The sequence below is a fragment of the Agrobacterium sp. BT-220-3 genome (genome assembly GCF_025910175.1).
GTDB classification, from domain to species: Bacteria; Pseudomonadota; Alphaproteobacteria; order Rhizobiales; family Rhizobiaceae; genus Agrobacterium; species Agrobacterium oryzihabitans.
Genome location: NZ_JAPAIX010000018.1, coordinates 21,788 through 41,121, shown reverse-complemented (window position 1 = coordinate 41,121; position 19,334 = coordinate 21,788). Strand labels below are relative to the sequence as shown.

The window sequence follows — 19,334 nt, the reverse complement described above, 5'->3', positions numbered from 1 at the left end:
TAGATACCATGTCACTGCCTGCACGATCAGCCATGCCTCGAAATGCCGCCCTTTGAAATCGTCCTTCGACTGGCGCTTCAGCTTTTCGGCAATGGCATTCAGAATCATGGCTACGCTCCGCTACATCGGGAGCTGAATTTCCACCGTTGTGGTCAACAGCTAGTTAACCAAAAGAATTTGCGACACGCCCGCTTCCTCTCGTCTTGATGAGAGTACGCTTAAAGAACTCCGCCCAGTTTTCCCCCAGTTCAACAGTATCCGCCATCAGGGGACATGACCAAAGCAGAAACACGCTTTACTCATCGTTGGGCATCTTCATTTGCCACGGAGTTCGCCGAGGCTGGACAGGAGGAGTGCTGTTCTAGCTATTTGGATTTTGATACGTATCCATCTACGGTTCGGCCACGACCACGTTGTTTCTGCCGTGTCGTTTTGCTTCGTATAGTGCCGTATCGGCGCGAAGCAAGAGCTCCTGAAGTCGTTCTTTGGGTCGAGCTTCGGCGACGCCGAAGCTGCACGTGATGCGCCCTTTAGGCAGAGGATCAACCACACGGCTTTCAATGACAACACGAAGACGCTCAGCCACAATCTCCGCGGACGCGAGGTCAGCTCGTGGCAAAACAATGCAAAATTCTTCGCCGCCCAACCTGCTTGCGCAGTCGTAAGGGCGAAGTTGATCCTTTACAGCTTCCCCAATCGCTATCAGGACATTGTCGCCAGTATCATGGCCGTATTCATCGTTGATGCGCTTGAAATGGTCGAGATCGAAGACAATCAGCGAGACAGCTTCACCAGAGCGCTTGGCCTGCTCCTGGATGGTGGGCATTTGCTCCATAAGCGCTCTTCGATTACCCAGCCCAGTCAAAACATCGGTCGACGCTTGATGTTTGAGCTGCTTGGTCAACTCTTCCATCTGCAATAACGTCGTCCGTGCAATATCGGTCACTGTTCCAATTTCGTCAGACGAGGTTGGATAAAATCTCAAAATACTTTTATCTTCCGGGTACCGCTTCATCGCGATGGAAAGGCGGGTCAGCGGTTGGATAAGCCGCCAGATCGCAAACAGACAAATGCTTGTGCCAAGCAGTGTTGCGCCGAGGACAATCGCGAAAACCGGGAGAGCGCCGGGTTCGAACCCCATCGCCAAGTAACCAACAAGCGCAATGAGCGGCACGTGCACGCTGGCGAAGCAGATAAGGAAGGTCTTCGCAACAAAGGACGATTTGATCTTGTTCAAGTGCACCTCTTGCAGTCAATATCTTTAGTCTGCCTCTTATAGAGCCTGGGAAAGGCCGATCCCATACTGCTTTTGAATAGGCGAGATGTTGCAGCCAGGTGTTTCCATTCAGGTAACTATGAAGTCATTGGGCGTCGGCGATCACATCGTCGAAATCTTGCCAGAAGTTCATTAGCAGGTCCCGGCAGATCGTCGAGCGGTAGCGACCTGAACGACACGACTGGAACACTGCGAAGTGGCGGATGGACATTCCCCGCAATACGTTGAGATGGGTTTGACGTTTGAGAACGCTTCGACGTGCTGGTGATGATTGAAGCAGCAATTAGCTGCTGTACTGATCGCGCGCCTGGAGAGATCGATCTGATGGCTTAAGCTTTTGCATCAAAGCATCCGTGCTGCGCGACCTCTGCGCCGCGTGGCATTGTTGTAACAACTCGGAGCCTGCTGCACAGACCTATGACGCAACTGCTCCACAGCATCGGGGAGCGGGATGTTGCGGTTTGCAGCCGCTGCCAGATACTCCAACCTTAGCCCATGTGCGGAAAACTCCCCCGGCTGCGACCCCGCCATCGCCCGTTGCTTCAGAATTGCGTTGATGGACTGCGGATCTAGCGCCTGCTTTGACACGGTGCCCCAACGCCCAATTCCGCTGAAGACACTGCCCTTTCCGATCTCGGCGGCCGCACGGTATTATCCTGCTCGCTGCTTGTGGTTTTCGTCCGCCCGAGATAAATGGCAAGAGAGGGGAGGGGAGGGCCGTCCGGCATCTCGATCGACGGCTCGCTGGTCAATTGCTCGACTCGAAATCCGGCGATCTCGCTGCGCCGACGGCCGCCGGAGCCAAAGGCGACCATCAGGATTGCTCTGTGACGCAGATCGCGTAGGCCGTCGCCCGCGCAAGTGGCCAGCAGTTTTGCCAAAACGTCGCCGGTCACTGCCTTCGCGCTTTTACGCGACGCGTCCGAGGGACGGCCCGCACGGCGTGGCGAATGGCCGATTTGAGGGCAGGTGAGGTGAAGGCACCATCGATGCCGTGCCATTTGGTCAGTGTCGACCAATTGGCCAGACGCCGACGCACGGTGGATGGCGCGTGCGGGCCGACGGATTTGAGAAACCCTGCTTTCGGAGTTTGTCATCCACCGCGGCTGGCATCCCATGAACGACATCGGCAGCTTGTTTTTGAGGTGATTGCCACCCGAACTGACCCGGTAGCACAGTATATTCTCATCGAGCGATGACCTACGTTCGAATCTTGCCTTTCGTCTGAAGAGCGGGGCTACGGACTGATCGACATGACAGTATTGAGCTTGATCCGACGCTGCCATTTTCGATCGGCTGCAAGACTGAAACACCATCCGCAAATTTTTACTAGTGGATAGCGGAGAGTAAAAATTATGGTTCCGGAGCAGCCGATCAAAATTTGTTAGGGTCAGGACTCATTGATCAGAGCCAGAAGATAACGGTTGCAGCGAGAGCGATGGCGGAGAGGAAGACCATTGGGCATCTGTCGTAGCGCGTAGCGACACGCCGCCAGTCTTTGAGACGCCCGAACATGATCTCGATCCGGTTGCGCCGTTTGTAGCGGCGTTTGTCGTATTTGATGGTTTTGTTGCGGGACTTCCGCCCCGGAATGCAGGGGGTGATCCCCTTCGCCTGTAAAGCGTCACGATACCAGTCGGCATCATAGCCACGGTCGGCCAGTAGCCATTTGGCCTTGGGAAGTTCATCAAGCAAGGCGGCAGCACCGGTGTAATCGCTGATCTGACCGGCCGTAATGAAGAAGCTGACCGGGCTGCGGCCATTCGCATCCGTGACGGCATGAAGCTTGGTGTTCATGCCGCCTTTCGTGCGTCCAATCAGGCGGCCCGCACCCCCTTTTTTACCCGCAGGCTGGAAGCTGTGCGGTGGGCCTTGAGATAGGTCGCATCGATCATGATGGTCTTGTGCTCTGCAGCTTCAGGCACGGCCAGACCTTCCATCATCTGGATAAATACGCCCTTGTCGCTCCAGCGTTTCCAGCGGTTATACAAGGTCTTCGCCGGACCATATTCCCTCGGCGCATCACACCACCGGAGGCCGTTGCGATTGACGAAAATGATGCCGCTCAGGACACGCCGATCATCGACACGCTGGCGGCCATGGCTCTTGGGGAAATAGGGCTGAAGACGGGCCATTTGCTCCTCCGTCAGCCAGAACAAATTACTCATCAGTCGGGCTCCTATCCGCCCGTCTGAATCATAGCCGTCAATTCAAATCAATGGGTCCTGACCCTAGATACGATCACCGCACTGCAGTCCGCCAACGACTATGGTCGGAACGCATTGGATGTTCTCGACCAAAAAGTCGGTTGGGACCGGTTGCTTCGGATGAAGCCTGAGCTTGAGTCGATGGTCGACGACAACGAGGCACCGCCGTTGACCGTGGCAGCCGAACAATACGCGACCGTCCACAAATACATTGGTGCATTTCTTTAGGCCTTCACGTTTCGCTCGGCGCATCGCCACGACCCGCTTCTGGCGGCAATTGCGCTGCTGAAACGGCTTTATGCCGAGAAGCGGCGGACACTCCCTGATCGCGTGCCGCTCACCCATCTCAGCCAAACTGATCGACGGCTTATCTTCGAACAAGGGAAACCTGATCGCCGTCTCTACGAGATCGCCACGCTAGCGGCTTTGCGAGACCGGCTTAGATCTGCGGACATTTGGGTCGACGGCAGCCGATCTTTCCGGCCGATTGACGAGCATCTGATGCCGCGGTCGACATTCATCACGATGAAGGAAGAAGATCGTCTCGGTTTGGGGGGCCAAGGCGACGGCGCGCAGTGGCTTGCTGAAGCGTGCCAGATGCTCGAGTTCAACCTGCAGCGTCTTGCGCACAGAGCACGATCCGGAAAGCTCGAAGGAGTTCGTCTTGAGGCCGGAACGTTGATCGTCACACCAACCGTCGGCGAAGTCCCCGTGGCAGCAGAGGAACTGAATGCCGAGATCAGCGATATGTATCCGTTGGTCGAGGTTCCCGACTTGTTAAGGGAAGTGCATGAATGGACCGGCTTTGCGGATCACTTCACGCATGTTCGCACCGGCGACATCCCGAAAAATGTCTCTGCCATGCTCGCTGGTGTACTGGCCGATGCGACGAACCTCGGCCCAAAGCGAATGGCGGGCGCATCCAAGGGGATCAGCGCTCACCAGATTGGGTGGATGCGCACATTCCATGCCCGATCGGAGACCTACCGCGCGGCGCAAGCGTGCATCACCGATGTCCACACCCAGCATCCGCATTCCCGCCTTTGGGGCAATGGCACAACGTCATCGTCAGATGGCCAATTTTTTCGTGCGAGCGACCGAGCCGCAAAGCGCGGCGACATCAACTTGCATTACGGCAGCGTGCCAGGATCGAAATTCTATAGCCATCTGTCAGATCAGTACGGCTACTTCAGTATTTTGCCCATCAGTCCAACCGAAAGCGAGGCGGCCTATGTGCTCGATGGGCTCTTCGATCAGGACACGGTCCTCGACATCCAAGAACACTTTACCGACACAGGCGGAGCCAGCGATCATATCTTCGGGCTGTTCGCCCTGATCGGAAAGCGGTTCTCACCGCGACTACGCAATCTCAAAGACCGGAAGTTCCATACGTTTGAAAAGAACGGCGCATATCCGGCGCTGTCGAACCATATCGGGACGCCGATTAATGCCAATCTGATCCTCGATCATTGGGACGACCTGCTCCATCTCGCGGCGTCGATCACGACACGGTCCGTGGTGCCGTCTACGATCCTCAAGAAACTGTCCGCGTCTTCAAGGCAGAGACATCTCGCGAGGGCGCTCCGCGAACTCGGCCGTATCGAAAGGTCGCTCTTTATGATCGAATGGTTCTCAAGTCCGGCACTACGGCGGAGATGCCAAGCCGGTCTAAACAAGGGCGAGGCCGCCCATAAGCTGAAACGCGCTGTGTTCTTCCACGAGCGGGGAGAAATCCGCGACCGGTCGTTCGAGAGCCAGGCGTTCCGCGCCTCGGGGCTCAATCTCGTCGTCAGTGCGATCGTGCACTGGAATACGGTTTATCTTGATCGCGCGGTCACACAGCTGAAACGAGCGGGGCGAGACATTCCTGATACTCTATTGAAACACATATCGCCGCTCAGTTGGGAACATATCAACCTTACCGGCATCTACACATGGGATGCCGAACATCAGATGCCGAACGGATTTCGATCGCTCCGCCTTCCGGCTAGGCTAAGGAACGCCGCGTAAGTTCTCATTCCGTTCGTCCTTAGCGTACGATTTCGGACTGCTCTTGTTCTGACCCCAAGATGATAAGGTCACCCTCCCAGTGCCCAAACCGCGATCTGTTTCCAATGAAATCAGGCCTTTGCGATATGCGATGGCTGGCCGGGAATGCTCCGTCGCGAGGCTTTCTTGACCGCAGTGGCCGACGTTTGCGGCGTGCTTCCGGCAGATAGTGATAGAGACCGAGCTGATAATCTTCCTTGCTGTAGATGAACCGGTAAATGGTCTCGGCGCAGACACGGACAAGGCTCAATTTCTCCGATACCAGACGCCCGGCGATCTGTTCGGGTGACCACCGGGCCTCCAATCGACGAATGACTTCGGCACGAAGATCTGGATAGCGTCGAAGCTTGCGCAGACGTCGCCGCCGCTCGCGCCTCAGTTCATCGGCGATCGTCCCAAAATACCCGGTGTACTCGGGCAGCTCGTTGTCATGGAAGGTGTTGCGGCGGATTTCTCGATAGATGGTCGACCTGTGGCGTCCCAGCCGCCGGGCCATTTCGTTGATCGTGACTTTCTGATCAACCAGACGGTGAAGGAGGCGGCGATCGGCGAGGGTCAATTGCGTATAGCAACCGGACATGTAAAAATCTCCAAAGTGAAGCCATTGAAAATATTGGCATGTCGCACTTGGAAATAGAATGTACCCGGCTACAGAGAAAAGTCGCGTAATCTATATTATGGAACTTATGATCACATCTGTGCGACGCGACAGGTTCATTGCGGCAGAAACATCTGCACCTGCGGGACAGCAATTGACAAGACTGGGCACCAATTTGGCTGTTTCGAAAATTTTTTGAATACACAATTGTTGAACTTATATGCATCAGCCGGTATCGGATTGTGCCGATTTCCTGGGTTTGACGGTAATATCCCAACACAAACACACCTCCCTGCATAAATATAAGGCGAAAACCGTCGATTTTCGACGGCCACCGGTCATGGGTGTCACGGATTTCCGTGCAAAAGCCGATGGACAGGTCGTTTGTTTTATGTAGATTATGGATACATAGTTTTCATTATGGGGAATATGATGCGTAAACTCATTCGGGCTGGCCATATTGTCGCGTTTCAGGATGGCGGCCATAAGCATCTGAGGGATGGTTACATCCTCATCGAAAACGACCGGATCGCCGATGTCGGCGGCGGCCAGTTCGAAGGTCAGGTCGACGAGATCATCGATGCCGCCGATAAGATCGTCACGCCCGGCTTCATCAATACCCATGCGCATCTGAGCGAGTCCCCGCTGGACAGGTCCTTCGTGGAAGATCGGGGTCCGCGCAATTTCTATCTCTCAGGGCTGTTCGAATTCCTGACGGCTCGCGATGGCGCTATTACCGACCAGGCCCGCCGCGCTTCGATTTCCGCTTCCATGCCGGAACTGATCCGCACCGGCACGACCACAATCGTCGAGATGGGCAGCCATGGTGATTTCGTGGCCGATCAGGCCGAGAAGGCGGGATTGCGCGCCTATATCGGCGAGTTCTACCGTTCGGGCCGCTGGCTGACGAAGGATGGCAAAAGCGTTCAGTACGAATGGCGGGAAGACGATGGCGCGGCGGCCATGCAGCATGCCGTCGATTTCATCGGCAAGATCGAAGGCCGTGCCAATGGCCGCATCAAGGGTTTCCTGACGCCTGTCCAGATCGATACCTGCTCGGAAGCGCTTCTGCGCCGTTCACGCCAGGCCGCTACCGACCTGAATGTGCCCATCGCATTGCATGTGTCGCAGTCGGTGCCCGAATTCCAGGAAATGGTCAGACGAAACGGCTGCTCGCCCGTCGAGTGGCTGGAGAAGATCGGCTTTCTCGGCGACGATGTCATCCTCGGCCATGTGATCATGCCGGGCGGCTCGACCTGGACCAACTATCATGCCGACGACCTCGGCATTCTCGCCGATACAGGTACAAACGTTGCCCATGCGGTCTGGGTCTTTGCCCGCCGTGGCATCGCCATGGAGAGCTACTCCAAGTATCTCGCTCGCGGCATCAACATGACGCTTGCCACTGACACCTGCCCGCAAAGCATGATCGAGGCCATGCGCTGGACGGCCGTCATTTCCAAGATCATGGACCGGCGCACGGAAGTCGCAACGGCCGCGGACGTGTTCAATTCCGCAACCCTGGCCGGTGCCAAGGCTCTCGGGCGCGACGATCTCGGCCGCATCGCAACCGGCGCCAAGGCAGATCTGCTGTTCTGGGAAGGCGCCAGCCTGTTCATGACGCCGATGCGCGATCCGGTCCGCAACATCGTTTACTCGGCCCAGGCGGAAGACCTGAACTCCGCGATGATCGACGGAAACTTCGTCATGCAGAATCGCGTCGTTCCCGGCTTCGATATCGCCGCCCTCACCGCCGATCTGCAGAAGGGCGCTCAGGACATGTGGGGCAACATGCACCTGCAGGACTGGGCACATCGCGACATCAATACCCTTTCACCGGAAAGCTATGCGGAGTTCCGGCGCTAGTTTCGCATGCCGCCGTCTCACACACGGGACGGCGGAACAGGTCTTGAAGCTCAAAAAACCAGGGGAACTCGAATGAAGTTCAATATCGTAAAGGCCGCACCGGTCCTCGCCGCGATCGCATCCGCGGTTCTGTTTTCCGCCCCGGCTCTTGCCAGCGATCTCAAGATCGTCATGGAAAGCCGGCTGGGTAATCTCGATCCCATCCTCAGCGGCTCGCACCAGACGCGCGACCATGGCTACCTGATTTACGACACTCTGTTCGGCCTCGATGCCCAGCAGAAGGTCCATCCGCAGATGGTCGATACCTATACGACCTCCGAGGACGGCAAAATCTTCACCTTCACCCTGCGGGACGGCCTGAAATGGCATGACGGCAAGCCGGTCACCGCCGCCGATGTCGTTGCATCCATCAACCGCTGGGGCAAGCGCGACCGCATGGGCATCGCCCTGATGTCGATCACCAGCGAGGTCAAGGCCGTCGATGAGAAGTCCTTCTCGCTGACCCTCAAGCAGCCGTCCGGCATCGTTCTCGACGCCTTCGCCAAGCCGAGCGGCAATCCGCTCTTCATCATGCCGGAAAAGGTGGCGCAGACGCCCGTCACCGAAGCGGTGACGGATTATACCGGATCCGGTCCCTTCGTGTTCAAGGCCGATGAATATCAGCCCGGCGTCAAGGCTGTTTACGTCAAGAACGAAAATTATGTGCCGCGCAAGGAAGCCCCGAGCTGGTTCTCCGGCGGCAAGATCGCCAAGGTCGATCGCATCGAGCGCATCGAAATGGCCGATCCGCTGACGGCGCTCAACGCCCTTAACAGCGGCGAGGTCGATTATCTTCAGAACATCAATTTCGACTTGCTCGACATCGCCGACAAGGATCAGGTGACGACAGACCGGCTCGATGAGCTTGGCTATCAGATCAGCTATCGTTTCAACCACCTACAGGCACCGTTCAACAACAAGCTGGTGCGCCAGGCGGCCATCTGGGCAATCGGCCAGGAGGAAGTCATGCAGGCGCAGTTCGGCGCGCCGGAAAACTTCAAGGTCTGCGGCGCGATCTTCGGTTGCGGCCTGCCCTATGAGAGCGACGTTTCCGCCGAGATGGCTGTCAAGGCAAACCCGGAAAAGGCCAAGGCGCTGCTGGCTGAGGCTGGATACAAGGGCGAACCACTCGTCCTCATGCACATCTCCGACATCCGTTCCCTCTCCTCCGTCGCGCCGGTGATGGCGCAGCAGTTGCGGGCCGCCGGGTTTGTTGTTGAAATGCAGGCGATGGACTTCATGACCATGCTGTCACGCCGCGCCAACCAGGGCCCGACCACCGATGGCGGCTGGAGCATCTTCATCACCAGCTGGCACGCAACCGAAATCCAGGACCCGCTGCGCAACTTCATGATCGTGGCCGAAGGCAAGGGAAGCTACGCCGGCTGGGCCGATGCACCGGTCATCCCGGCGCTGACGCGTGAATTCCTTACCTCCACCTCCCCGGAAGACGCAAAGGCGATCGCCGCCAAGATTCAGGGCGCTGTTTATGAAGAGGGCATCTTCGCCCCGCTCGGCACCTTTGCCCGCGTCAGCGGTTACCGCAAGACAGTCGAGGGCGTGCTTCCGGCACCTGCCAACATCTTCTGGAACATCTCGAAGACAGAGCAGTAAGACCATGCTGGCCTATATCGCCCGGCGTATCGTGATGACCATCCCCGTCATGGGGGTGGTCGCCCTGATCGTGTTTTCCCTGCTTCACCTGGCGCCGGGCGATCCGGCCGTGATCATGGCCGGCGATACAGCGTCGCCGGCCCAGCTTGCCGGAATCCGCGCCAGCCTCGGCCTCGACAGGCCGATCTACGTGCAGTTCGTCTATTGGCTGGGGCAACTGTTGCAGGGCAATTTCGGCACCTCGCTGCATTCGCACAAGCCGGTCGCGGAAATGATTTCTGCCCGCGTCGGGCCGACATTGACCATTGCTGCGACAACGATGATGTTCTCGCTGCTGGTGGCCATTCCCATGGGCGTTTATGCCGCCTGGGCACGGGGCCGGATCAGCGACCGGCTGGTCATGGCCGTCGCCGTACTCGGGTTCTCGACACCCGTTTTCGTGACCGGCTACGTCCTGATCTATCTCCTGTCGCTGAAGGCCGGCTGGTTCCCTGTCCAGGGTTTCACGCCGCTTTCCACGGACCCGGTGCGTTTCCTGAAGACAGCCACGCTGCCGACCCTGACGCTATCGACCATCTATATCGCGCTGATTGCACGCATCACCCGCTCGAGCATTCTCGAGATTCTTGGCGAGGATTTCATCCGCACGGCGCGTGCCAAGGGCGTGCCCGAAACCCAGGTCGTTCTCAGGCATGCCCTGCGCAATGCCGCAGTGCCCATCGTCACGGTGGCGGGATCGGGCGCAGCTTTCCTGATCGGCGGGGTCGTCGTCACCGAAAGCGTCTTCAACATCCCCGGCCTTGGCAGGCTGGTGGTCGAATCGGTGCTGGCCCGCGACTACCCGTTGATCCAGAGCCTGATCCTGCTGCTGTCGCTCATCTACATCCTCATCAATCTCGCGGTCGACCTCCTCTACACGGTCTTCGATCCGCGCATCCGCTACTGATCGGCCGCCTTGGGCGCCATAGAAAGAAGGCAACGGATGTCCGCCATTTCCTCGAATTCGAACGGCAACCGCACGATCGGCGGGAGCAACCTGCTTCTCATCGCGGCAATCGCCTTCCTCGTGCTGGTCACGCTTGCGGCGATATTCGCTCCACTTATGACCAGTGCCGACCCGATCTTCATCAATCCGGTGAACCGGCTGAAGCCGCCGTCTGCGGATTTCTGGTTCGGAGCCGACACGATGGGCCGCGATGTTTTTGCGCGTGTCGTCTATGGCGCACGCACCTCTCTCACGGTCGGCATCGCCGCCGCAGCCGTGTCGCTCATGCTGGGGCTTTTGATCGGGCTGGTCTCAGGGTATTTTCCGGTTATCGACGGTATCCTGATGCGGGTCATGGACGGCATCATGTCGATACCGTCCATCGTGCTTGCCGTGGCTCTGGTCGCAATCACCGGCGCCAATCTCTACACGGTCCTGCTGGCCATCATCCTGCCGGAGTTCCCGCGTGTGGTGCGTCTGGTGCGCGGTGTCATTCTGGGCCTGCGCAACGAGCCCTATGTCGAGGCGGCAATCTCGCTTGCGACCCCGACATGGCGCATTCTGCTGCGCCACATGCTGCCCAACACGCTCGCTCCACTGATCGTGCAGGGAAGCTTCATCCTCGCATCGGCTATCCTCACCGAAGCGGTGATGAGCTTTCTCGGTGTCGGCCTGCCGCCGGAGGTTCCCTCCTGGGGCAATGTGATCGCCGAAGGGCGCACCTATTTCCAGCTCAGGCCCGGCCTGATCTTTTTCCCCGGCGTCTTCCTTGCGCTGACGGTGCTTGCCATCAACCTGATCGGCGACGCCCTGCGTGATGCGCTCGACCCGAAACTCGCGCGGAGGGCCTGATCCATGACAGACACCGACATGCAACAGGACGTGCTTCGCATCGAGAGGCTGACCGTCTCCCTGAAACAGACCGGGGCGGCAACCGTCCGGGACATATCCTTTTCGATCAAGGCCGGAGAGACCCTCTGTGTGGTGGGCGAATCCGGCTCCGGCAAGTCGGTCACTTCGCTCGCGGTCATGGGTCTGCTGGATCCTGCCGCCCTTGCGGTGACCGCAGGCCGGATCGTGGTCGATGGCACCGATGTTCTTGCCGCCAGCCGGGAAGACCTGCAGAAAATGCGGGCGACCCGCATGTCCATGGTCTTCCAGGAGCCGATGACGGCGCTCAACCCGGTTGAAACCGTCGGTGCGCAGGTCGAGGAAGTGCTGCGGGTCCATGGCGAGACGGACCGCACCAAGCGCCGCAAGCGCGTCCTCGAGATGTTCGAGGCGGTGCATCTGCCCGAACCGGAACGCATCTACACCTCCTATCCGCATCAGCTTTCGGGCGGGCAGCGGCAACGCATCGTCATTTCCATGGCGCTGATCATGCGGCCAAAGCTGCTGATCGCCGACGAGCCGACGACCGCGCTCGATGTGACGACGCAGCGGCAGATCCTGCTGCTGATTGGCGAGTTGCAGAAACGTTACGGCACGGCAGTGCTGTTCATCACCCATGATTTTGGCGTGGTATCCGAAATCGCCGACCGCATCGTCGTGATGAACCGAGGTGACATGGTCGAGATCGGCAGCCGCGACGCTGTGCTGGCCAACCCGAAACAGGATTATACCCGCATGCTGGTGGCCTCGGTGCCAAGCCTGTCGCCGCCGGAAAGAACCAGCCTGGCCGGTTCCGAAGTGCTGCGGGTCACGGGTCTCACCAAGGTCTATGCATCCGGCGGGTTCTTTTTCGGCAAGCGTCAGGTGGATGCGCTGAAGCCGACGGATCTCGATCTCCGGCGCGGCGAGATCTTCGGCGTCGTTGGCGAATCCGGTTCCGGAAAGACGACTTTCGCCCGCTGCCTGACCCGCCTGATCCAGCCTTCGGCAGGCTCGATCCTGCTTGATGGCACGGATATTTCCCAGATGCGCGCCCGTGCCCTGCGTCCCCACAGGCGTCGTCTGCAGGTCGTTTTCCAGGACCCGTTCCGGTCGCTGAATGCCCGCATGCGGGTGCGCGACGTGATCGTCGAAGGCATGCTGAATTTCGGTGCTCCCAAGGACGAGGCTTATGAACGGGCGGGCGTACTGATGGAACGCGTCGGCCTGTCGCGCGATATGCTCGGCCGCTTTCCGCATCAGTTCTCCGGTGGCCAGCGGCAGCGTATCTCGATTGCCAGGGCACTGGCTCTGGAGCCTGATATCCTCGTCGCCGACGAGTCCGTTTCGGCACTCGACGTCTCGGTGCAGAAACAGGTGCTGGAACTGCTGCGCGGCATCTGCGACGACAATGGCGTCGGCATCCTGTTCATTACCCACGACCTGCGCGTTGCGGCACAGATCTGCGACCGGATCGCGGTGATGCGCAAGGGCGAGGTCGTCGAGGCCGGCACGGCCCATGCGGTACTCTCCAATCCCAGCCACGCCTATACCCGCGACCTGATCGCCGCGGCTCCGGGGCGCCACTGGGATTTCGCAAATTTCAAGGCATATGGCCCACCGGCATGAACCGGCGGGCCTTCGACATCATCCCAGGATCGAAATACGAAAGCGAAGCGCGATGAAAATGATCGGCGTTGATGTGGGCGGGACGTTTACGGACCTCGTCTGCTGTGACATGGAAACCGGCCATGTGGTCATCCACAAGGTCTCAACCACGCCCCACGATCCCTCCGAAGGGGTCATGCAGGGTATTCGGGAACTGTGCGTGAGGGCAAACGCCGAACCGTCCGAAATCGCCTACGTCTTCCACGGCACGACAACGGCTACCAATGCGGTGCTGGAAAACAAGATCGCGCTCACCGGCATGATCACCAATGAAGGCTTCCGCGATATCGTCCATATCGGTCGCCACCAACGCGTCGAGCATTATTCGATCATGCAGGAACTGCCGTGGCAGAGCCGCCCGCCGGTACTGCGCCGCCACCGCAAGACGGTTGCCGGACGCCTTGTTCCGCCGACCGGAGAAGAACTGGAGGCGCTCGACGAGGCTGCCGTGCGCCGGGCGGCTGAAGAACTGAAGGCCGATGGCGTCGAGGCCGTCGTCATCTGCTTCCTGTTCTCCTTCCTCAATCCGGCCCATGAATTGCGCGCCCAGGCGATTGTCGAGGAGGTGATGCCAGACGCCTATGTCACGACCTCGTCCTTCATGGCGCCCCAGTTCCGCGAATTCGAACGGTTCACGACGGCAGCGCTTGCCGCCTCCATCGGCCCGAAGGTGGAGCGTTACATCGCCAATCTCGAAGCCGCACTCGCCAATCTCGGTATTGCCGGAGAACTGAGGATCATGGCCTCGAACGGAGGCGCGGCAACCGCCCGCATGGTGACGGAAAAACCGGCGCTGACGCTGCTTTCAGGTCTGGCTGCCGGCGTTCTCGGCGGCGCATGGGTCGGTGAACTGGCCGACAGGCATGACATCATCACCTTCGATATCGGCGGCACCTCCGCGGATATCGGCATCATCCGCGCCGGGCGTTTCGCCGAAACAGATGCCCGCTCCACCTCGCTGGCAGGCTTCCCGCTCCTAATGCCGATGATCGACGTGCACACGATCGGCGCTGGTGGCGGCTCGATCGCCCATATTGACCGTGGCGGCGCCTTCCGGGTCGGCCCGCAAAGCGCCGGTGCCGTTCCCGGACCGGCCGCTTATGGCCGAGGCGGCGCGGAGCCGACCGTAACCGACGCCAATATCGTGCTTGGCCGTCTCGACCCGGACGACTTTCTCGGCGGTGGCATGAAGCTCGACGCGGAAGCGGCAAGTGCCGTGGTGGCGGAGCTTGCCGCAAAGCTCGGCCTGTCCCTCGAAGAAGCCGCGGAGGGCATCCTGACCGTCCTCAATGCCAACATGGCCAATGCCATTCGCTCGCGGACGATCCAGAAGGGCATCGACCCGCGCGGCTTTGCGCTGATGGCAATGGGCGGCGCCGGTCCGCTGCACGGCGCGGAAGTGGCGGCGATGCTGTCCATCCCGGAGGTGATCGTGCCGCCTTATCCGGGCATTACCTCGGCTATGGGCCTGCTGACCACAGACCTCAAATATGACGAGATCCGCACCCAGTTCCAAACCTCTGCCGCACCGGACCTCGCCCGCCTCGATCAGGGGTTCGATAACATGGAAACGGTGCTTGCCGGTCGCTTCAAGGCAGACAAGGTGCCTGAGGATGCGACCAGTTTCGTGAGAACCGGTGACCTGCGCTATGTCGGTCAGGGATACGAATTGAAGATCGACTTCCCCGAGGGACCGATGAGCACTGCCGCTCTTGCCGGCGTCTGGAAGGATTTCCACGACCGCCACCAGCAGGAATATGGCCAGGCCTTCCCCGAAAGCGCCATCGAAATCGTCAACATCCGGGTCTCGGCGATTGGCACGCTTCCCAAACTGCCGCCGCTCAAGGCCGCCACCGGCGGCTCGCTGGCCGAGGCGGAGCTACGCCGTAACCGCTGTGTCTTCCGTGTCGATGGCGCGCTGCGCCCCTTCGATACGCCGGTCTATCGCCGCTCGTCCCTGCCCGTCGAACAACCGTTCGAGGGACCGGCGATCATCCTGCAGCAGGATAGCACGACGGTGGTGCCGCCCGGCGCCACGGTGCAGGTCCATCCGTCCGGAAACATCATCATCACGCTGGGGCCTAATCAATGAACGCGACCATATCGAAACCCGTTACCCGCATCGATCCCGTCAGCGCCGCCGTCATCCATGGCGCTCTCGAAAACATCGCCATCGAGATGGGCCACAAGCTCATGCGCATGAGCTATTCCTCGATCATCCGCGAATCCGAGGATTTCGGCACGGCGCTGACCGATGCCACCGGCAGTCAGTTATGCGAATGCCGCATGTCCACACCGCTTCAGTCGGGGCCTATCCCCGGTTATGTCCGCCATGTCCTGAAGGTGATGGACGAACGGGGAGAAACGATCCTGCCCGGCGATGTGATCATGCATAACGACCCCTATGGCGGCGCAAGCCACGGCCCGGACGTCGCCTTCTGCGTGCCGGTCTTCCATGCGGGTTCGCTGGTCGGCTTTTCCGTGACCACGGCCCACCATCTCGATATCGGTGCGCTGACGCCCGGAAGCTGCGGCATTGTCGATGCCGTCGATACCTATGCCGAAGGCCTGCAGTTCAAGGCAATCAAGGTCTATGACCAAGGCCGCCGCGTCGATCCGGTCTGGCATATCCTCAGGGCCAATATCCGGGCGCCGCATCTGGTAGTCGGCGACATGGAAGCGCAGATCAAGGCGGCACAGATCGGCGCCGAACGCTATGTCGAACTGATCGACACATGGGGGCTGGACAAGCTGAAGGCAGCCCATGAGGATCTGATGGACTATTCCGAACGGCTGATGCGCAACGCGATCCGTGCCTTACCGGACGGCGAATATAGCGCGGTCGGGCATATCGATGGATATCTCGACGATCCCGATCCCTCCCGCAAGGACCTGCCGCTCGCTGTCAAGCTGACGATCAGCGGCGATAGTGTTGTCGTGGATCTCACCGGAACCGCGCCGCAACTGGCCGACAAGCCGGTCAACATGCCTTTCGAAGGCACGGTGGACTGCGCCATCTGGCTGACATTGCGTTCGATCCTGCTCGACAGCGTTGTCTACGGCAACATTCCCCAGAATGCCGGGCTCACACGCCCGGTCACCATCGTTGCGCCGAAGGGGTGCCTCGCCAACCCTGAATTTCCGGCCCCGGTCATCGCCCGCTTCTGCCCCGGCAACCAGCTGGCCGACACGCTGATGAAGGCGCTGGCGCAGGTTGCGCCCGACAAGGTTTCGGCAGGCATCGGCAACCTTCGCATCGCCTCCTTTTCCGGCCTCAAGGACGGTCAGCACTGGGTGCATATGGAAATCCTCGAGGGAAGTTACGGCGGCCGGGCCGGGCTGGACGGCATGGACGCCGTCGATACGCTTTACGCCAATACCCGCAACAACCCGATCGAGGATATAGAGATGCACCTGCCGTTGCGGGTCAACCGCTACGAGCTGCGCGAAAACTCGGTTCCGGCCGGTCGCTGGCGCGGCGGTATCGGCACGGTACGGGAGTTCGGCTTCCTTGAGGATGGCGGCTTCTCTATCGAGGGCGACGGCCACAAATACAAACCCTGGGGTTATGACGGTGGTGCGGATGGCATGACAGCCTCTATCACGCTTCTGTCTGGAGAAACCGAACGGGCCATGGTCTCCAAGGTCGCCTATATCAAGGCCCGCGAGGGCGACCGCCTGCTGTGCCTCGGCCCTTGCGGCGGCGGTTACGGCGATCCGCTGCTGCGCGATCCGGAAGCGGTGCTCCACGACGTGCGGGAAGGGTATTTCGGCGCAGAAACGGCCATGCAGGATTATGGCGTGGTGCTAGGCGCCAGTGGCATCGATACCGATGCCACGCGGGCGGAGCGCCAACGCCGCACGACCGCCTGAGAGCGAGGATGATGAGACCGGCGCATCATCACGCGCCGGTCACTGTTTCGGGCTTGTCACTGCTTCAGGCTTCGAGAAACTCCCGCCACCGGCGGACGAGATAGGAATGTTCGTCCATGAAGGTGTTCCAGACGCGAACCCGCCCCATGCGGGTCGGGTAGGAGCCGCCCTCGCGGACATGCCCAGCCGGGATTGCGATCTCGCCGAACGGATCCTGCAAGGGCCGTGCAGCGGCAATCCCGTCATACCAGTAGTCCCATTCTTCCTTCGCGAGATAGGCGCGCGCCCGTTCCGGGAAAAAGGCGTAATATCCCTGCCGGGAGAGACAGGCGCCCGGCCAGCCACCGGCCCACCAGTTGAGATAGGCATAGGCCGCATCCAGCGTTTCGCCGCTTGCCGCCGCTGAAATGCACAGATCGGAATGCCAGCCGCGACCGCCTTCCACCGGGTCGGCAACCTTGAAGTCCATCTTTTCGCGGCGCAGCCTCGTTGCGCCGGGCGTGAACATGCTCTGCACAAGCGCCCCTCGGTGCATCAGCCGCGCGGCTTCCTCGTAGTTCGACCAGACGCCGCGAAAATGCCCGAGCTTCTTCAACTGGATCAGCATGTCGGCGACAGTGTCGATCTCTTCGATCGTCAGGTTGCCGATATCCGGAAATGTCATGTCGTAGGCGGCTTCCATGGCCAGCGCGGCCTCGATCATGCCCAGCACGGGATCGGAGATCAACCCGACATGGCCGCGCAGGCGGCTGTCGAACAGCCAACCCCAGCTTTCGCTCGCATCCTGTCCCACCAGGTCGCGCACTGCGGGCTGATAGGCGAAACAATCGACGCCACGCAGAACCGGCAACATCGCCACCTGATCGCCCGGCGTCGCACCCAGTTCACCATCCGGTTGCACGAACAGCTTGGCCGTCACGGTCGGCGGCGACAGCGCTGCAAACGGCGGGCGTGCCAGTGCCTGCAGTTCGGTCGCACAATCCAGCCGGTCGAGGCTGATCGGCTGGATTGCCCTTGACGTCCAGATGAGATCTATCGTGTGCCACTGGTGATAGACGTCGAACGTATCGGGTGCGGTTACCACGCGGCGCAACCCCTCGAGCGTGTCGACCACGTCGAATTCGAGATCGATGCCGAGATCCTCGCTGGCCTTCCGGCGCAACGGTTCCGGTGCGAATTCCCGGCGCGCGATAACCCGCAGCCTGGGGCGTGACGTCGATCGGGCAGCCATGTCAGTGAATCCGTGTGAGATAGGGATAATCGGTCGGCGCATCGAAGATGGACAGAACCTTCAGTCGTGCACGGGTGCGCTGGTGCTGCAGGTCCAGATGCCGGCGCAGCGCCTGGGCGGCACCGTCGGCATCCCGGTTGACGAGGTGCGCCAGCACCAGATCATGCTCGTCGAACATGCGGGTCTCGTCCTGACGGGTGACATAGGTGCGGAACAGTTCATCGACGACATGGGATATCTGCAGGGTCTTGATCGTCGCCAGCATCCGCAGATTGCGACAGTTATGCAGGAGATCGCGATGCAACGCCGTCTCCAGCGCCGCGAATTCGCCCATATCGACCGTGCCGCCGCGCCGCCGCAACACATCGATCTGATCACGCATGGCACGCAGCGCGCCCGGATCGAGGCGCGGGGCACAATCCATCAGCGCCTGCGGCTCCAGCAGACGCCGCATTTCGTGGGTCTCGTCGAGGGTACGGGCGGATAGCGGACCGACGATCCAGTGAGAGGTGCGGCTCTTTTCGATCAGGCCCTGGACATCGAGGCGCGCGAGGACCTCTCGCGACACGGTGCGGCTCACGCCGAAATGGTCGCATATTCCTGCCTCGGAAATCTGGAACGTGCCGAACGGGATGCTGTGCAAAACCCGCTGCTCGACCTCTTCGAGGATCAGTTCCCAGCGCGGCGGCAAAGGCGTCGACTTGCCGCCCTCGAGCAGGGACAGGTCCAGATCGAGAAGATGCAGGTTTTCCCGCGCCTGCGAACCAGCTTCGTCGGCATGATCGCCGACCACATAACCGAATTGTGGATGGACGGCGAGAATGCCCTCCTCGTTCATCTGGTCGAGCGCGCGTTTTACAGGCGGCGGGCTGAGCGACAGCCGATCGGCCACGGCGGCCGTGTAAAGCCGCGTCCCGCGCGGGATCCTTCCCTGACGTATATTGTCTTCGAGGACGGCTCTGACGAGCTTGTAATATCCCTTGCTGCGCATGACTGCCCTTTATGCGTGTTACCTAATCTAGCCCAACTTTTGCACCGAGTGAACGGTCTTTCGTCGG

11 protein-coding genes and 4 pseudogenes are annotated in these 19,334 nt (G+C 60.0%); 8 read left to right on the top strand and 7 right to left on the bottom strand.

Annotation, left to right across the window (positions count from 1 at the left end; all coding sequences use genetic code 11):
* The 4 genes and pseudogenes from OK142_RS23970 to OK142_RS23955 all read right to left on the bottom strand — a co-directional run.
* Positions 1-108: pseudogene (locus tag OK142_RS23970) on the bottom strand (IS6 family transposase); the annotation flags it as partial.
* A gap of 283 nt (positions 109-391) precedes the next feature.
* A complete protein-coding gene (locus tag OK142_RS23965; RefSeq protein ID WP_498685652.1) occupies positions 392-1,237 on the bottom strand; it encodes a GGDEF domain-containing protein in 846 nt (281 codons plus the stop codon).
* A 381-nt stretch (positions 1,238-1,618) separates the two neighbouring features.
* A pseudogene (locus OK142_RS23960) lies at positions 1,619-2,422 on the bottom strand (site-specific integrase); the annotation flags it as partial.
* A 258-nt stretch (positions 2,423-2,680) separates the two neighbouring features.
* Positions 2,681-3,444, bottom strand: a protein-coding gene (locus tag OK142_RS23955) for an IS5 family transposase (protein ID WP_136883211.1) whose coding sequence is annotated in 2 segments (ribosomal slippage) — positions 2,681-3,120 and positions 3,120-3,444 — 765 coding nt in all. Because the reading frame shifts where the segments join, the coding sequence is not laid out codon by codon here.
* A 63-nt stretch (positions 3,445-3,507) separates the two neighbouring features.
* Between OK142_RS23955 and OK142_RS23950 the strand changes: the two are divergent.
* A pseudogene (locus OK142_RS23950) lies at positions 3,508-5,493 on the top strand (Tn3 family transposase); the annotation flags it as partial.
* A 58-nt stretch (positions 5,494-5,551) separates the two neighbouring features.
* Here the strand turns inward: OK142_RS23950 and OK142_RS23945 are convergent.
* Positions 5,552-6,112 (bottom strand): annotated as a pseudogene (locus tag OK142_RS23945) (IS30 family transposase); the annotation flags it as partial.
* A 450-nt stretch (positions 6,113-6,562) separates the two neighbouring features.
* On the opposite strand from OK142_RS23945, the gene OK142_RS23940 reads away from it, so the two are divergent.
* The 7 genes from OK142_RS23940 (at position 6,563) to OK142_RS23910 (ending at position 17,045) form a co-directional block, all read left to right on the top strand.
* Positions 6,563-7,996, top strand: coding sequence for an amidohydrolase family protein (locus OK142_RS23940; protein ID WP_498685651.1), 1,434 nt, complete (start codon positions 6,563-6,565; stop codon positions 7,994-7,996).
* A gap of 72 nt (positions 7,997-8,068) precedes the next feature.
* On the top strand, positions 8,069-9,649 hold the full coding sequence (locus OK142_RS23935) for an ABC transporter substrate-binding protein (RefSeq protein WP_172873301.1): 1,581 nt from the start codon (positions 8,069-8,071) through the stop codon (positions 9,647-9,649).
* Between the two features lie 4 nt (positions 9,650-9,653).
* A complete protein-coding gene (locus OK142_RS23930; protein ID WP_498685650.1) occupies positions 9,654-10,595 on the top strand; it encodes an ABC transporter permease in 942 nt (313 codons plus the stop codon).
* 36 nt (positions 10,596-10,631) lie between these two features.
* Positions 10,632-11,486 (top strand): ABC transporter permease, encoded by an 855-nt coding sequence (locus OK142_RS23925; protein ID WP_172873303.1) that lies wholly within the window; start codon positions 10,632-10,634, stop codon positions 11,484-11,486.
* A gap of 3 nt (positions 11,487-11,489) precedes the next feature.
* Positions 11,490-13,133: an ABC transporter ATP-binding protein gene (locus OK142_RS23920; RefSeq protein ID WP_498685649.1), complete on the top strand. Its 1,644-nt coding sequence runs from the start codon at positions 11,490-11,492 to the stop codon at positions 13,131-13,133.
* Positions 13,134-13,185: 52 nt separating this feature from the next.
* On the top strand, positions 13,186-15,264 hold the full coding sequence (locus OK142_RS23915) for a hydantoinase/oxoprolinase family protein (RefSeq protein ID WP_172873305.1): 2,079 nt from the start codon (positions 13,186-13,188) through the stop codon (positions 15,262-15,264).
* The gene (locus OK142_RS23910) at positions 15,261-17,045 is read left to right on the top strand and encodes a hydantoinase B/oxoprolinase family protein (protein WP_172873306.1); all 1,785 of its coding nucleotides are present in this window, start codon (positions 15,261-15,263) and stop codon (positions 17,043-17,045) included. Before OK142_RS23915 ends, OK142_RS23910 begins: the two co-directional genes overlap by 4 nt.
* A gap of 64 nt (positions 17,046-17,109) precedes the next feature.
* On the opposite strand, the gene OK142_RS23905 is transcribed toward OK142_RS23910, so the two are convergent.
* Positions 17,110-18,276 (bottom strand): ABC transporter substrate-binding protein, encoded by a 1,167-nt coding sequence (locus OK142_RS23905; protein ID WP_172873307.1) that lies wholly within the window; start codon positions 18,274-18,276, stop codon positions 17,110-17,112.
* Position 18,277: 1 nt separating this feature from the next.
* Entirely contained in the window at positions 18,278-19,267 is a 990-nt protein-coding gene (locus tag OK142_RS23900; RefSeq protein WP_498685646.1) for a GntR family transcriptional regulator, read from the bottom strand.
* Positions 19,268-19,334: the final 67 nt, after the last annotated feature.

Bases quoted from the DNA above. Each gene is read 5' to 3' on its own strand.
- OK142_RS23940 (WP_498685651.1), top strand. From the start codon at position 6,563: ATGCGTAAACTCATTCGGGCTGGCCATATTGTCGCGTTTCAGGATGGC.
- OK142_RS23935 (WP_172873301.1), top strand. From the start codon at position 8,069: ATGAAGTTCAATATCGTAAAGGCCGCACCGGTCCTCGCCGCGATCGCA.
- OK142_RS23930 (WP_498685650.1), top strand. From the start codon at position 9,654: ATGCTGGCCTATATCGCCCGGCGTATCGTGATGACCATCCCCGTCATG.
- OK142_RS23925 (WP_172873303.1), top strand. From the start codon at position 10,632: ATGTCCGCCATTTCCTCGAATTCGAACGGCAACCGCACGATCGGCGGG.
- OK142_RS23920 (WP_498685649.1), top strand. From the start codon at position 11,490: ATGACAGACACCGACATGCAACAGGACGTGCTTCGCATCGAGAGGCTG.
- OK142_RS23915 (WP_172873305.1), top strand. From the start codon at position 13,186: ATGAAAATGATCGGCGTTGATGTGGGCGGGACGTTTACGGACCTCGTC.
- OK142_RS23910 (WP_172873306.1), top strand. From the start codon at position 15,261: ATGAACGCGACCATATCGAAACCCGTTACCCGCATCGATCCCGTCAGC.
- OK142_RS23905 (WP_172873307.1), bottom strand. From the start codon at position 18,276: ATGGCTGCCCGATCGACGTCACGCCCCAGGCTGCGGGTTATCGCGCGC.
- OK142_RS23900 (WP_498685646.1), bottom strand. From the start codon at position 19,267: ATGCGCAGCAAGGGATATTACAAGCTCGTCAGAGCCGTCCTCGAAGAC.